This window comes from Pseudomonas sp. M1, from assembly GCF_022760135.1.
GTDB classification, from domain to species: Bacteria; Pseudomonadota; Gammaproteobacteria; order Pseudomonadales; family Pseudomonadaceae; genus Pseudomonas; species Pseudomonas citronellolis.
This window is the reverse complement of record NZ_CP094343.1, coordinates 4,379,214-4,392,783: the sequence shown is the minus strand read 5'-3', so window position 1 is coordinate 4,392,783 and position 13,570 is coordinate 4,379,214. Positions and strand designations below refer to the sequence as shown.

Sequence of the window (13,570 nt, the reverse complement as noted above, 5' to 3'; positions counted from 1 at the left end):
CGCCGTCCAGCCAAACCGGGAGCACAACAATGCACAATACTTCCCGTGATCCGGCACCCTTGCGCGTGCTGATCATCGGCGCCGGCTTCGGCGGCCTGGGCCTGGCCATTCGCTTGCAGCAGGCCGGCATCCACGACTACCTGATCCTCGAAAAGGCCGCCGACGTCGGCGGCGTGTGGCGCGAGAACGGCTACCCCGGCGCCGCCTGCGACGTGCCTTCGCACCTGTATTCCTTTTCCTTCGAGCCCAAGGCCGACTGGAGCCGCAAGTTCGCCCCGCAGGGGGAAATCCTCGACTACCTGCGCCACTGCGCCGACAAGTACGGCCTGCGCGAACGCATCCGCTTCGGCTGCGAGGCGGTGGATGCCCGCTTCGACGAGGCTGCCGGAGAATGGCAGGTGTGCTGCGCCGACGGCCAGACGCTGCGTGCCCGCGCCCTGGTCTGCGCCACCGGCCAGCTGAGCCGGCCGCTGTACCCGCGCATCGCCGGGCTCGACGACTTCAAGGGCGTGGCCTTCCACTCGGCGCGCTGGGACCACCGCGCCGACCTGCGCGGCAGGCGCGTGGCGGTGATCGGCACCGGCGCCAGCGCCATCCAGTTCGTCCCGCGCATCGCCCCGCAGGTGGCCGAGCTGCTGCTGTTCCAGCGCAGCGCGCCCTACGTGATCGCCAAGCCGGATCGCCCCTACGCCGCCTGGGAACGCCGCCTGAAGGCGCGCCTGCCCTGGCTGCAGCGCCTGGACCGCGGCCTCAAGTACCTGCAGCACGAGGCGCGGGTGCTGGCCTTTTCCACCTTCCCGCCGCTGATGAAGTTCATGCAGCTGAGCTTCCGCCTGAACCTGCGCCGCGGCATCGCCGACGCGCAGCTGCGCCGGCGGCTGATCCCGGACTACCCGCTGGGCTGCAAGCGCATCCTCATCAGCAACGACTACTACCCGGCGCTGGCGCGGGACAACGTGCGGGTGATCGACAGCGGCATCGAGCGGGTGACCGGGGACGCCGTCGTCACCCGCGACGGCCAGCGCCACCCGGTGGACGCCATCGTCTTCGGCACCGGCTTCGCCGCCACCGAGTTCCTCGCCCCGCTGCGCGTCCAGGGCCTGGGCGGGCGCTGGCTGGAGCAGGCCTGGGCCGGGGGCGCCGAGGCCTACAAGGGCATCAGCGTCGCCGGCTTCCCCAACCTGTTCATCCTCTACGGGCCGAACACGAATCTGGGGCACAACTCCATCGTCTACATGCTGGAGAGCCAGTTCCCCTACGTGCTGGCCTGCCTGCGCCACCTGGACCGCCAGGGCCTGCGCTACCTGGACGTGAAGCCCGAGGTGCAGCGCGCCTATAACCAGGCCCTGCAGCACGGCCTGCAGCACACCGTATGGGAGAGCGGCTGCGACAGCTGGTACAAGACCGCCGCCGGCCGCAACACCAACAATTGGCCGGGCTTCACCTTCCGCTACCGCCAACAGACCCGCCAGCCGGAGTTCGCCGACTATGAATGCGCCCGTTGAGTTCGCACCATCCGTTTCCACCTCGCAGCGCCTGCTCGCCGGCCTGCTGCGCGGCACCCTGCGCCTGCTGTTCCGCGGGCTGATGCGCCCGTCGATCCCGGTGTCGATGCAGCGCCGGGTGCTGAGCGCGCTTACTGCCGTAACCCTGACCCCGCGCGGTGTGCAGCGCGGCGCGGAAGTCATCGCCGGGGTGCCCTGCGAATGGCAGCGCGCGGGCCAGGGCGAAGGCCGCACGCTGCTCTACCTGCACGGCGGGGCCTACCTGGTGGGCTCGCCGGCCACGCACCGGGCGATCACCGCCAACCTGGCGCGCCTGGGCCGCCTCGACGTGTGCGCGGCGGACTACCGCCTGGCCCCGGAGCACCGCTTCCCGGCGCCGCTGGAAGATGCCCTGGCGGTGTACCAGGCGCTGCTGGCGCGCGGCCAGGACCCGGCGCGGCTGGCCGTGGCCGGGGATTCGGCCGGCGGCCACCTGACCCTGCAGCTGGCCGTGGCGCTGAAGGAACGCGGCCTGCCGCTGCCCGGCGCGCTGGTGGTGTTCTCGCCGGTCACCGACGTCAGCTGCAGCCAGTGGCACCAGCCAAAGGCCGGCGACCCGCTGATCAGCCGCGCCTGGGTGGACAGCGCCATCGCGATGTTCTGCCCGCCCGGCGTGGCGCGCGACTCGGCGCAGCTGTCGCCGCTGTTCGCCGACCTGGCCGGGTTGCCGCCGCTGCTGATCCAAGTCGGCGAGGATGAAGTGCTGCGCAACGACAGCCTGCGCCTGGCCGGCGCGGCGCGTAAGCGGGGAGTGGACGTCACCCTGCAGCGCTACCGCGACTGCTGGCACGTGTTCCAGGCCCACGCCGGGGTGCTGCGCATCGCCGACCAGGCCCTGGGCGAGGTGGCGGGCTTCCTTGGCCGGCACCTCGGGGGAGGGCGCTGATGCACGGCATCCTCATCACCGGGGCGGCCTCGGGCATAGGCGCGGCCAGCGCGCGGCTGTTCCATGCCCGCGGCTGGCGCGTCGGCCTGCTGGACCTGAACGCCGAGGCATTGGCCGGGCTCGCCGCCGAACTGGGCGGCGCCTGGCAGCGGGCGCTGGACGTGACCGATGCGGCGGCGGTGCGCGCGGCCGTGGCGGACTTCGTCGGCGCCGGCGACGGCCGCCTGCGCCTGCTGTTCAACTGCGCCGGCATCCTGCGTTTCGGCCGCTTCGAGGAAATCCCCGCGCAGGACCACGCCCGCCTGCTGGCGATCAACGTCCAGGGCCTGCTCAACTGCTGCCATGCCGCCTTCGAGCACCTCAAGGCCACGCCCGGCGCCCAGGTGCTGAACATGGGCTCGGCCTCGGGGCTGTACGGGGTGCCGGAGATGGCCACCTACTCGGCCTCGAAGTTCGCCGTGCGCGGCTTCACCGAGGCGCTGGAACTGGAATGGCGGCGCCATGGCATCCGCGTCGCCGACCTGATGCCGCCCTTCGTGCGTACGCCCATGGTCGCCAGCCAGGGCTACGAGCCGCCGGTGCTGCGCCGCCTGGGCGTGCGCCTGACGGCCGAGGACATCGCCGCGGCGGCCTGGCGCCAGGCCCACAGCGACAAGGTGCACCGGCCCATCGGCGCGCTGTTCCGGGCGATGTATTGGTCCGGCCAGCTGTCGCCGCCGGCACTCAACCGCTGGGTGATGGGTTGGCTCAGCCGCGACTGACGGAAAGGGGCTTGCACCCATGGGGCGCAGCCCGGATGCTGTAGGGCTGGTCTGCAGCTGTAGGAAGTCGGCTGCCTTTCCCTTCGCCTGTCGCAAGGAAGCCGCCATGCCTTTCGCCTATTTCTGCCTGGCCCTGTCGATGCTGCTGGTCGGCGGCAACATCGCCATCGGCAAGCTGGTGCTGGAAGAACTGCCCGTCTATCTGTTCGCCCTGCTGCGCTTCCTTATCGCCAGCCTGGTGCTGCTGCCCGGCCTGGCCCTGCCGCGGGTGCGCGCGGGGCTGGATGGCGGCGCCTGCCGCGGGCTGTTCCTGCAGGCCTTCTTCGGCTGCTTCCTGTTCAGCCTGTGCATGCTGCACGGCGTGCAGCTGACCTCGGCGACCAGCGCCGGCATCATCACCAGCGCCACGCCCAGCGTCATCGCCCTGCTGGCCTGGCTGTGGCTGCGCGAGCGCCTGGAGCCGCGCAGCCTGCTGGCCATTGCCCTGGCGGTGCTGGGCATCGCCGCGCTGAACCTGCTGGAGCGCCCGGCGGGCGGCCGCAGCGGCGTGCTGGGCAACGCCCTGGTGCTGGGCGCGGTGCTCGCCGAGGCGCTGTTCGCCATCTACTCGCGGCGCCTGTCGCTGCACCTGCACCCCTGGACCATGGCCCTGGGCGTCAACCTCGCCGGGCTGCTGCTGTTCCTGCCGCTGGCGCTGCCCGAGGCGCGGGCGCTGGACTGGCGCGCGGTGCCGGCGGCGACCTGGGGCTGGACGCTGTTCTACGCCCTGAGCGCCAGCGTGCTGTCGTTCCTGCTGTGGTACCGCGGCATTTCCCGGGTGCCGGCCAGCACCGCCGGGCTGTTCACCGGGCTGATGCCGGTGGGCTCGGCGCTGGTTGGCGTGAGCCTGCTGGGCGAGCGTTTCGGCGCCGGCCACGCCCTGGGCATGGCCCTGGTGCTGACGGCCCTGCTGCTGGCGACGCGCCCCGCGGCGCTGCCGCCCGTCGCCGCCGAACGTACCGACTGACCGGTAGGGCGGCATTCGGCCTGCATAGACGCTACTCTGAAACTGTTGGTTGCCGGCAGACGGGCCTTCCTGCCTGCCAGTTCAAGACCTTTGGCGACCAATTGGGGGACGTTGAAGCATTTTTGGCGTTTCCTGTGGCACAGCGAGTGCCCGCCGCGGGCCCGGTCGCAAGCCAGGTCCGCATCGGCTGGGAAACTAGGTGAAACCCTGAACGTCTCGAAAGGAGGTGCGTACCATGGAAAAGCCCCTCTCGGAGGATATCAGTGTCAATGTGCTGCGCCGGATGAAGGAAGGGGGCTTCGATTTCGCCCGCATTCATCCCATCGACTTCTTCGCCATCTTTCCCGATGAACAGAACGCCCGCCAGGCCGCCCGGCAATTCCGTGGCGAATCCCTGAGGGCCCAGGTCGAAGCCCGTTCCGACGGTGGCTGGAACCTGCAGATCAGCAAGGTGATGTTCGCCACCCACGCGGCGATCGGCGCATTCGAACACGACCTGGAGGAAGTCGTGGCGCCGCTCGGAGGTGTGCTCGACGGCTGGGGGGTTACCCAGGAAGTGAGCAGCCTGCGTCCCTGATCCAACACCTTCGTCTCGCCGCCAGGCCGCGTCGGCCGGCGGCTTCCCACTCCCATGAACCCCATGCGCCCGCGCCGCCGGAAGGCGGTGCGGGCCTGCCCGCGGGCGCGCTGGGGGTTATGGTCGCGCGCCTTTTGCGGCAGACTGCCGCGCGGAGGTAAGCATGACCGATATCCTGATCCTGACCCACGCCGACTTCTGCCCGCCGGGCCACCTGGCCCGCGTGCTCGACCGCGCCGGCCTGGGCTTCGAAGTGGGCCGCGCCGACCACGGCGAGCTGGACGGCTACGACCTGGAGCGCCCGAAAGCCGTGGCCATCATGGGCGGCCCCATGAGCGTGAACGACGACCTGCCCTGGCTGCGCACCGAGGTGGCGGCGCTGCGCCGCTTCATCGAGCGCCGGGTGCCGCTGATCGGCCACTGCCTGGGCGGCCAGTTGCTGGCCAAGGCCCTGGGCGCATCCATCCGCCAGCAGGGCTACACCGAGATGGGCTGGCAGCCGATGCGCCGCCTGGAGTCCGCGAGCCCCTGGCTGGCGCACCTGCCCGAGGAATTCCCGATCTACCAGTGGCACGGCGACACTTTCGAGCTGCCCGAGGGCGCCGAGCACCTGCTGTCCAGCCCCTGGTGCGCCAACCAGGGCTTCTCCTGGGGCGGCTTCGTCCTCGGCCTGCAGGGTCACCCGGAGATGACCGAGGAGCTGGTCAGCGGCTGGATCAACGGCTGGCCGCAGTACCTGGACCCCAGCCAGCCGAGCCAGGAAAGCGCCGAGGTGATGCTCGCCGACCTGCCGCGCAAGGTGGCCGAACTGAACCGCGTGGCCGAGGGCTTCTACGCCCATTGGCTGAAGCTGGCCGGCCTGGCGTGAGCGAACGGGGCGCACGGCCGTGCGCCCCGGGGTTTGCTGTAATCCGGCGGTTTACAGCTGTGTATACTGCGGCTCCAGGCTTCTTCCAGCACAGGACCGCGTATGACGGAAAACAGCTTCGCCTTCCGCCTCAAGGAATTGCTCGAGCTCAACAAGCTGACCCTGCAGGCCGTGGCCACAGCGCTGGGCATCTCGCGCACCGCGGTGCACAAGTGGACGCGCGGCGGCGAGATCGACTACGACAACCTGCGCAAGCTGGCCGCCTTCCTCAAGGTCAACTGGATCTGGCTGCGTTATGGCGAGGAGGCGGTGCGCGACCTGCAGGCGCTGGAGCCCATCGAACTGCCGATGACCGACGTGCGCCGCCGCTACACCGCCGAGATCATGGAGAGCGAGGCGCGCATGAAGCTGGCCCAGGAGAGCGCGCGCATCGTCACCTGGGAGTGGAACCTGATCAGCGACGAGGTGACCTACTCGCCCAACGTCGAGGAGGTCTACGGCTGGCCGGTGAGCCACAACCAGGACTTCTGGCCGCACCTGCCGGCCGAGGACGTGGCCGCCATGCGCGCCATGTACGACCAGGCCATCGCCGAGGGCAGCGGCTGCGAGTGTGACTTCCGCATCTACCGCCCGGACGGCGAGCTGCGCTGGATCGCCTCCCGCGCCCGGGTGATCAAGGACAGCGCCGGGCGCTCGGTGAAGATGGTCGGCATCAGCATGGACAACACCGCGCGCATGGCCGCCGAGGAAGAGCTGCGCAACAGCGAGGAGCGCTTGCGCGCCATCTTCGAGCTGACCTGGGGCGCGCTGGCCTACATCGGCCTGGACGGCACCTGGCAGCGCGTCAACGGCAGCCTCTGCGAACTGCTCGGCTACAGCGCCGAGGAACTCTACGGCATGACCTTCCAGCAACTCACCCACCCCGACGACCTGGAGCGCACCCTGCAGCTGCTGCGCAGCATGCTGGCCGGCGAGATCGACCGCTACGTGGTGGAGAAGCGCTGCCGGCGCAAGGACGGCCGCTACGTCTGGGTGCGCGCCCGCACCTCGCTGCAGCGCCGCCGCCAGGACGGCCTGCCGGAGCACCTGATCAGCGTCTACGAAGACATAGGCCCGGCCCGCGCCGAACGCGAACGCCTGCAGGCGCGCATCGCCGAGCTGGAGGCGCAGTTGGCCGTGTAGGCGCGGGCTGCGCCCGCGATATCGCGCGCAGGGCGCGCTCCTACAGGGGAGTGGCATGGGTGGGGCGGCGTAGGATCTCATCCGCGAACCGCGCCGATACGTCCGGTCATCGCGGACAAGGTCCGCTCCTACGGGGGAGGAATACCGTGTCCCCCGGCGACCTGTAGGAGCGGGCCCTGCCCGCGAATCGCGCGCAGGGCGCGCTCCTACGGGGGGATGGCGTGGGTGGGGCAGCGTAGGAGCGGATCTCATCCGCGAATCGCGCCAGAATGTCCGGCTATCGCGGACAAGGTCCGCTCCTACGAAGAGCACTTCGGCGCGGCTGGCAAGACGGTTGCTCCTACGGGAAGCCGCGCCCGCCCGCAATTCAGGGCTCGGCGAAGGGCAGCGGCGCCTCCGTCTCGCGCTGCACCGCGAAGGCGTTGAGGGTCATGGCCACCAGCGCGTAGTAACCGAAGATGCCCACCAGTTCCACCATCCCTGCCTCGCCAAAGACAGCCACCCCCTCGTCATAGAGCGCCTGCTCGATGCGTTTATTCGCATAGAGACTACGCCCCAGGCGATAGACCAGGCGTTCATCATCCCGCTCGAAAGGCGGTTCCTCACCACGCCGCAGCGCTTCGATCACGCCCTCGGCCAAACCTGCCTGGCGCGCGATGGGTTCGTGGATCTGCCATTCCGCCTGGGACTGCCACCAGGCCGCGGTAAGCAGGATCGCCAGTTCGCTCAGGCGCAGTTCCAGGCGCGTGCCGTAGCGGCAGAAGGCGCCCAGCTTCTGTGCGCTGTCGGCCAGCTGCGGGCTGTGCACCCAGGCCAGGAAGGGGCCGTCGAGGTTGCCGCGCGGGCCGCTGAGGATGTCGCTCAGCACACGGCGCTGCTCGTCGTCCATGTTCTCGTCGGTGAGCGGGGTGAGGCGCGAGGTGATCTTCATGGGCTTTCCTCAGAGGCTGCCGATGGCCTGGTCGATGGCGCGTTGCAGCTTGTCCACCAGTTCGTCCAGCTGCGCCTCTTCGAGGATGAAGGGCGGCGCCAGGAGGATATGGTCGCCGTTGCGGCCGTCCAGGGTGCCGCCCATGGGATAGCACAGCAGGCCTTCCTGCATGGCGGCCTTCTTGATCCGCGCGTGCAGCTTCGCCTCGGCGGGGAAGGGCGCCTTGCTGTCGCGCTCGGCCACCAGTTCCAGGCCCTGGAACAGCCCGCGGCCGCGGATGTCGCCGATATGCGGGTGGGCGCCGAAGGTCTGTTGCAGTCGCTGCTGCAGGTCGAGCCCGAGGCTGCGCACGCGCGCCAGCAGGTCGCGTTCCTCGATGGTCTTCTGCACCGCCAGGGCCGCGGCGCAGGCGGTGGCGTGGCCGATGTAGGTGTGGCCGTGCTGGAAGAAGCCCGAGCCCTGGGTGATGGCATTGTGGATGCGCTCGCTCACCAGGGTGGCGCCGATCGGCTGGTAGCCGGCGCCCAGGCCCTTGGCGATGGTGATCAGGTCGGCGCCGATGCCTTCCTGCTCGGCGGCGAACAGGCTGCCGGTGCGGCCCATGCCGCACATCACCTCGTCGAGGATCAGCAGCACCCCGTGGCGGTCGCAGATTTCCCGCACGCGCTTGAAGTAGCCGGGCACCGCGGGCACCGCGCCGAGGGTGGCGCCCACCACCGGCTCGGCGACGAAGGCCATGACCTTGTCCGCGCCCAGGCGGAGGATTTCCGCCTCCAGCTCCCGGGCCAGGCGTTCGCCATAGGCTTCGGGCGTCTCGCCGACGGCCTGGTCGCGGTAGGCGTAACAGGGGCTGACGTGGCTGACGTCGATCAGCAGCGGCTGGAACTGCTGGCGCCGCCAGGCGTTGCCGCCGGTGGCCAGGGCGCCGAGGGTGTTGCCGTGGTAGCTCTGGCGGCGGGCGATCAGGTGCGTGCGTTGCGGCTGGCCGATCTCGACGAAGTACTGGCGGGCCAGCTTGAGCGCCGCCTCCACCGCCTCGGAGCCGCCGCTGACGAAGTACACCGAGCGCATGCCCACCGGCGCGCGGGCGACCAGGAAGTCCGCCAACTGCTCCATGGGCTCGGTGGTGAAGAAGGAAGTGTGGGCATAGGCCAGGGTGCCGACCTGCCGGCGCACTGCCTCGATCACCGCCGCGTCGCTGTGGCCCAGGCAGGACACCGCCGCGCCGCCGCTGGCGTCCAGGTAGCGGCGGCCTTCGCTGTCGACCAGGTAGGCGCCGTCGCCGCGGATGGCCGTGGGGTAGGACTGGGTGAGGCTGCGGTGCAGGACGTGGCTCATGGTGACCTCCGGGGTGATTGCGCAAATATTAATTGCATTTTTTATCTTGGCAATCTTTTGTTGCGCGCCCGTTGCGCAGCCCGGACAGTTCCCGATGGGCTGAAAGCGGCGAAACAGAGAAGCTCCAGGCGAAATTCCGCCTGGCTCTCGTCCGCAAAGCCCTGGCAAGGCTTGAGAAAAATACTTGCAATCGAATTTATTGCATGTTTATTTTGCGAAAAAGCACTCTGTGCATGCAGCCCCTTCCGTGGGTTAGCCGCTCAAAACAATAAAGTCCGGGCCCCGGCCCGTTGCGATCGAACTGCCGCTAATGCGCGCCCCGCCAAGGCGGGGCGCATCCACTGACCTGCAAGAGGAAGACCTGCATGAAAAAGCTGCTTCAAGCCTCCTTCGCCGCGCTGTCCCTGTTCGCCGCCGCCAGCTCCATGGCCGCCGACAAGGAACTGCTGATCGCCACCGACACCGCCTTCGTGCCCTTCGAGTTCAAGCAGGGCGACAAGTACGTCGGCTTCGACATCGACCTGTGGGCGGCCATCGCCAAGGAGATGGGCGTCGCCTACCAGCTCAAGCCGATGGACTTCAACGGCATCATCCCCGCGCTGCAGACGCGCAACGTCGACGCCGCGCTGGCCGGCATCACCATCAAGGAAGACCGCAAGCAGGTCATCGACTTCTCCGACGGCTACTACGACAGCGGCTTCCTGCTGATGGTCAAGGCCGACAACGACAGCATCAAGGGCGAGGCCGACATCGCCGGCAAGAGCCTGGCGGTGAAGAGCGGTACCTCGGCGGCGGACTACGCCAAGGCCAACCTCAAGGCCGCCGACCTGCGCCAGTTCCCCAACATCGACAACGCCTACCTGGAGCTGCGCACCGGCCGCGTCGACGCCGCCATGCACGACACGCCCAACGTCCTCTACTACATCAAGACCGCCGGGGACGGCCAGGTGAAGGCGGTCGGCGAGCAGATGATGGCGCAGCAGTACGGCATCGGCTTCCCCAAGGGCAGCGAGCTGCGCGAGCCGGTCAACGCGGCGCTGAAGAAGCTGCGCGAAGACGGCACCTACGCGCAGATCTACCGCAAGTGGTTCGGCACCGACCCCAAGTGAGCCGGAGGTAGAACCCCATGCATTTCCAATGGTCCGCCATCTGGGACGCGCTGCCGGTGCTGCTCGAGGGCGCCCGGCTGACCCTGTGGATTTCCATCCTCGGCCTTGCCGGCGGCGCCGTGATCGGCCTGTTGGCCGGCGTTGCCCGCGCCTACGGCGGCTTCTTCTCCAGCCGCCTGGCGCTGGTGTTCGTCGAGCTGATCCGCGGCACGCCGATCATGGTCCAGGTGATGTTCATCTACTTCGCCCTGCCGCTGATGGTCCCGGTGCGCATCGATCCGTTCAGCGCGGCGGTGGTCACCATCATGATCAACTCCGGCGCCTACATCGCCGAGATCACCCGCGGCGCGCTGCTCTCGGTGAACCGCGGGTTCCGCGAGGCGGGGCTGGCCCTGGGGCTGTCCGGGCGCGACACCCTGCGCTACGTGATCGCCCCGCTGGCCTTCCGGCGGATGATCCCGGCGCTGGGCAACCAGTGGATCGTCAGCATCAAGGACACCTCGCTGTTCATCGTCATCGGCGTGGCCGAGCTGACCCGCCAGGGCCAGGAGGTGATCGCCGGCAACTTCCGGGCGATGGAGATCTGGTCGGCGGTGGCGGTGATCTACCTGGTCATCACCCTGGTATTGAGTTACGTGCTGCGGCGCATGGAGTCGAGGCTGAAGATCCTATGATCGAGTTCAAGCGGGTTTCCAAGCATTTCGGCCAGACCGAGGTGCTCCACGACATCAATCTGAAGATCGGTTCCGGCGAGGTGGTGGTGATCATCGGCCCCTCCGGCTCGGGCAAGTCCACACTGCTGCGCTGCATCAACAAGCTGGAGGTGATCACCGGCGGCGAGCTGTTCGTCGACGGCATGGAGGTCAACGACCCCAAGGTGGACGAGCGCCTGATCCGCCAGGAGGCGGGCATGGTGTTCCAGCAGTTCCACCTGTTTCCGCAGATGACCGCGCTGGAGAACGTGGCCTTCGGCCCGATCCGCGTGCGCGGGGCGAAGAAGGCCGAGGCCGAGGCGCTGGCCCGCGAGCTGCTGGCCAAGGTCGGCCTGTCCGAGCGCGCCGGGCATTACCCCTCGGAGCTCTCCGGCGGCCAGCAGCAGCGTGTGGCCATCGCCCGCGCCCTGGCGGTGAAGCCCAAGCTGATGCTGTTCGACGAGCCGACCTCGGCGCTGGACCCGGAGCTGCGCCACGAGGTGCTGCAGGTGATGAAGGACCTGGCGGAGGAGGGCATGACCATGGTCATCGTCACCCACGAGATCGACTTCGCGCGCAAGGTCGCCTCGCGGCTGATCTTCATCGACAAGGGCCGCATCGCCGAGGACGGCGAGCCCGCCAGCCTGATCGGCAACCCCACCAGCCCGCGCCTGCGGGAGTTCCTGCAACATGTCGCCTGAAGGTCGCCCCATGAGCCTGAGCCCCCTGAACCTTGCCGGCAGCGCCTACGAAATCGGCCTGGGCCTGGGCCGCTTCGGCCGCGACGCGGTGCATCAGCGCCTGCGCCCGCTGCCGCTGTGGCGCAGCCTGGCGGCGCGGGCCGGCTCGGCCGCGGCGCAGCATATGCAGGCGCAGGTCCAGGCGCAGTTCCCGCGCATCTGGGACGAGCTGCGCGGCCTGGCCGACGGCCTGGAATTGCCGCTGGAAGAAGTCTTCCTGTGGAACTGCCGTGGCGATTTCGTCCAGGATGCCAGCGTCGACGGCTGCACCACGGTGTTCGGCCCCGCCGAGGGCGGCTGGCTGATCGCTCACAACGAGGACGGCCTGCCTTCGCTCGACGGCTTCTGCGGCCTGCTCCAGGCGCAACCCAAGCAGGGACTGGGCTTCACCAGCTTCGTCTACCCCGGTTCGATCCCCGGCCATACCTTCGCGGTGAACGAGCGCGGGCTGGTCAGCACGGTCAACAACATCCGCCCGCGCGCCATCCCGGCGGGCCTGCCGCGCCAGGTGCTGGCTCGGGCGGTGCTGGATGCCGGCAGCCTGGCGCAGGCCGTCGCCGTGCTGTCCACGGCGGGGCGCGCCGGGGCCTTCCACCATGCCCTGGGGCAGGTGGGGGCGAGCCAGCTGTTCAGCGTCGAAGCCTGTTCCACCGGCGTGGCGGTGCGGGAAATCCAGCACCCGGCGGGGCATTCCAACCACCTGCTGGATGCCGGCCTGGACGCCGCCGGCCAGCGCATCACCGGCAGTTCCGGCAGCCGCCAGCAGCGCGTCGGTGCCTTGCTGGCCGGGGCGCCTGCGCTGCTGGACGAGGGCCAAGCGCTGGCCATCCTGCGCGACACGGCGGATGCCGAACTGCCGGTGTACCGCCGCGCGGCGGACGACCCGGACGAGGAGAACACCCTGGCCACGGCCGTGTTCCGCATCGGGGCGAACTCGGTAGAATGGCGCGTCCACTGCCAGCCCGACACCCGCGAGGTCGAGGCCCGGGGCAGTGTCCGCCCCGATCCCGAACCTGGACCTGCATGATGAGCCAAGCGCCCGCCGCCCTGCCCGACAACCTGGGAGCCCTCAAGCAACTGCTGGAGGACATCGAGCGCGGCGAGGCGGGCATCTCCCTGGGCGCCAGCTCGCGCCGCGTGCTGACGGCGCTGATCGAGGCGCCGCAGCGCACCGCGGTGTCGTCCATCAGTGAGCTGGCCGAGCAGCTGGGGGTCAATGCCTCGACCCTCTCGCGGCTGGCCCAGCGCCTGGGCTATGGCGGCTTCAGCAAGTTCCAGGACGTGTTCCGCCGCGAGCTGACCGAGGGCAAGAGCTTCTACAGCGACCAGGCCTCGCGCCTGCTGCTGACCCCCGCCGACAGCACCCTGTCGCGCCTGACGCGCCTGGGCCGGCAGGAAAGCGCCAACATCGCCAGCCTGATCGAGCAGGTGGAGCCGGAAGCGTTCGCCCGCGTGGTGGAACTGCTGGCCGGCGCGCGCCGCGTGCGCATCCACGGCATGCGCCAGTTCACCTCGCTGGCGCTGTTCATGTCCTACGGCCTGGGGATGCTGCGCCCCGATGTGGCGGCGCTGGACTCCAACCGCCAGGGCGTGGCCGATGCGCTCGCCCAACTGGATGCCGGCGACGTGCTGGTGGTCGCCAGTTGCTTCCCCTATACGCCCAGCGTGCTGGCCACCGCCGAAGTGGCGGCGCGCCACGGCATCGAGGTGGTGGCCCTGACCGATTCTTCGAGTTCGCCGTTGGCGCGGGTGGCGGCGCACAGCTTCTACGTGCCCAACCACAGCCTGTTCTACAGCAACAGCATGTGCGCCTTCATGCTCCTGGCCCAGGGGCTGCTCAGCGAAGTGGCCGGACGGCTGGGCGAGAGTGCGCTGGCCTCGCTCAAGCACCGCGAGGCGCTGATCAGCGAGTTGAACGCTTCGCTCTGAGCCCGCC

14 protein-coding genes are annotated in these 13,570 nt (G+C 69.4%); 12 read left to right on the top strand and 2 right to left on the bottom strand.

Features of this window, described 5'->3' with window-relative positions; translation table 11 throughout:
- Positions 1-29: 29 nt before the first annotated feature.
- The 7 genes from PM1_RS19205 to PM1_RS19175 all read left to right on the top strand — a co-directional run bounded on the left by PM1_RS19205 (position 30) and on the right by PM1_RS19175 (position 6,824).
- Entirely contained in the window at positions 30-1,505 is a 1,476-nt protein-coding gene (locus tag PM1_RS19205; protein WP_009619193.1) for a flavin-containing monooxygenase, read from the top strand.
- Entirely contained in the window at positions 1,489-2,430 is a 942-nt protein-coding gene (locus PM1_RS19200) for an alpha/beta hydrolase (protein ID WP_009619195.1), read from the top strand. The genes PM1_RS19205 and PM1_RS19200 overlap by 17 nt, the downstream gene beginning before the upstream one ends.
- Positions 2,430-3,191, top strand: a complete 762-nt coding sequence (locus tag PM1_RS19195) for an SDR family oxidoreductase (RefSeq protein ID WP_009619197.1) — start codon at positions 2,430-2,432, stop codon at positions 3,189-3,191. Before PM1_RS19200 ends, PM1_RS19195 begins: the two co-directional genes overlap by 1 nt.
- Before the next feature lie 106 nt (positions 3,192-3,297).
- Entirely contained in the window at positions 3,298-4,197 is a 900-nt protein-coding gene (locus PM1_RS19190) for a DMT family transporter (protein ID WP_009619199.1), read from the top strand.
- Between the two features lie 235 nt (positions 4,198-4,432).
- Positions 4,433-4,774: a ribonuclease E inhibitor RraB gene (locus PM1_RS19185; protein WP_009619201.1), complete on the top strand. Its 342-nt coding sequence runs from the start codon at positions 4,433-4,435 to the stop codon at positions 4,772-4,774.
- 163 nt (positions 4,775-4,937) lie between these two features.
- On the top strand, positions 4,938-5,642 hold the full coding sequence (locus tag PM1_RS19180) for a type 1 glutamine amidotransferase (protein WP_009619202.1): 705 nt from the start codon (positions 4,938-4,940) through the stop codon (positions 5,640-5,642).
- Between the two features lie 102 nt (positions 5,643-5,744).
- A complete protein-coding gene (locus PM1_RS19175; protein ID WP_009619203.1) occupies positions 5,745-6,824 on the top strand; it encodes a PAS domain-containing protein in 1,080 nt (359 codons plus the stop codon).
- Between the two features lie 367 nt (positions 6,825-7,191).
- Here the strand turns inward: PM1_RS19175 and PM1_RS19170 are convergent, their stop codons facing one another.
- Positions 7,192-7,755: a carboxymuconolactone decarboxylase family protein gene (locus PM1_RS19170; RefSeq protein WP_009619204.1), complete on the bottom strand. Its 564-nt coding sequence runs from the start codon at positions 7,753-7,755 to the stop codon at positions 7,192-7,194.
- A gap of 9 nt (positions 7,756-7,764) precedes the next feature.
- Positions 7,765-9,093: an aspartate aminotransferase family protein gene (locus PM1_RS19165; protein WP_009619205.1), complete on the bottom strand. Its 1,329-nt coding sequence runs from the start codon at positions 9,091-9,093 to the stop codon at positions 7,765-7,767.
- Positions 9,094-9,458: 365 nt separating this feature from the next.
- Between PM1_RS19165 and glnH the strand changes: the two genes are divergently transcribed.
- From glnH to PM1_RS19140, 5 genes are read left to right on the top strand one after another with little or no spacing between them, the layout of a single operon-like run.
- Positions 9,459-10,202: a glutamine ABC transporter substrate-binding protein GlnH gene (glnH, locus tag PM1_RS19160; RefSeq protein WP_009619206.1), complete on the top strand. Its 744-nt coding sequence runs from the start codon at positions 9,459-9,461 to the stop codon at positions 10,200-10,202.
- A gap of 17 nt (positions 10,203-10,219) precedes the next feature.
- Complete coding sequence (glnP, locus tag PM1_RS19155; protein ID WP_009619207.1) at positions 10,220-10,876, top strand: glutamine ABC transporter permease GlnP; 657 nt, start codon at positions 10,220-10,222, stop codon at positions 10,874-10,876.
- Entirely contained in the window at positions 10,873-11,595 is a 723-nt protein-coding gene (glnQ, locus tag PM1_RS19150; protein WP_009619208.1) for a glutamine ABC transporter ATP-binding protein GlnQ, read from the top strand. The genes glnP and glnQ overlap by 4 nt, the downstream gene beginning before the upstream one ends.
- A 10-nt stretch (positions 11,596-11,605) precedes the next feature.
- Positions 11,606-12,661 (top strand): acyl-CoA--6-aminopenicillanic acid acyl-transferase, encoded by a 1,056-nt coding sequence (locus PM1_RS19145; RefSeq protein ID WP_043300065.1) that lies wholly within the window; start codon positions 11,606-11,608, stop codon positions 12,659-12,661.
- Complete coding sequence (locus PM1_RS19140) at positions 12,661-13,563, top strand: MurR/RpiR family transcriptional regulator (protein ID WP_024128311.1); 903 nt, start codon at positions 12,661-12,663, stop codon at positions 13,561-13,563. Before PM1_RS19145 ends, PM1_RS19140 begins: the two co-directional genes overlap by 1 nt.
- The last annotated feature ends 7 nt before the right edge of the window (positions 13,564-13,570 follow it).

Excerpts from the sequence above, each read along its gene's own strand:
- PM1_RS19185 (WP_009619201.1), top strand. The coding sequence starts at position 4,433 with ATGGAAAAGCCCCTCTCGGAGGATATCAGTGTCAATGTGCTGCGCCGG.
- PM1_RS19195 (WP_009619197.1), top strand. The coding sequence starts at position 2,430 with ATGCACGGCATCCTCATCACCGGGGCGGCCTCGGGCATAGGCGCGGCC.
- PM1_RS19205 (WP_009619193.1), top strand. The coding sequence starts at position 30 with ATGCACAATACTTCCCGTGATCCGGCACCCTTGCGCGTGCTGATCATC.
- glnQ (WP_009619208.1), top strand. The coding sequence starts at position 10,873 with ATGATCGAGTTCAAGCGGGTTTCCAAGCATTTCGGCCAGACCGAGGTG.
- glnP (WP_009619207.1), top strand. The coding sequence starts at position 10,220 with ATGCATTTCCAATGGTCCGCCATCTGGGACGCGCTGCCGGTGCTGCTC.
- PM1_RS19140 (WP_024128311.1), top strand. The coding sequence starts at position 12,661 with ATGAGCCAAGCGCCCGCCGCCCTGCCCGACAACCTGGGAGCCCTCAAG.
- PM1_RS19165 (WP_009619205.1), bottom strand. The coding sequence starts at position 9,093 with ATGAGCCACGTCCTGCACCGCAGCCTCACCCAGTCCTACCCCACGGCC.
- PM1_RS19170 (WP_009619204.1), bottom strand. The coding sequence starts at position 7,755 with ATGAAGATCACCTCGCGCCTCACCCCGCTCACCGACGAGAACATGGAC.
- glnH (WP_009619206.1), top strand. The coding sequence starts at position 9,459 with ATGAAAAAGCTGCTTCAAGCCTCCTTCGCCGCGCTGTCCCTGTTCGCC.
- PM1_RS19145 (WP_043300065.1), top strand. The coding sequence starts at position 11,606 with ATGAGCCTGAGCCCCCTGAACCTTGCCGGCAGCGCCTACGAAATCGGC.
- PM1_RS19175 (WP_009619203.1), top strand. The coding sequence starts at position 5,745 with ATGACGGAAAACAGCTTCGCCTTCCGCCTCAAGGAATTGCTCGAGCTC.
- PM1_RS19200 (WP_009619195.1), top strand. The coding sequence starts at position 1,489 with ATGAATGCGCCCGTTGAGTTCGCACCATCCGTTTCCACCTCGCAGCGC.
- PM1_RS19180 (WP_009619202.1), top strand. The coding sequence starts at position 4,938 with ATGACCGATATCCTGATCCTGACCCACGCCGACTTCTGCCCGCCGGGC.
- PM1_RS19190 (WP_009619199.1), top strand. The coding sequence starts at position 3,298 with ATGCCTTTCGCCTATTTCTGCCTGGCCCTGTCGATGCTGCTGGTCGGC.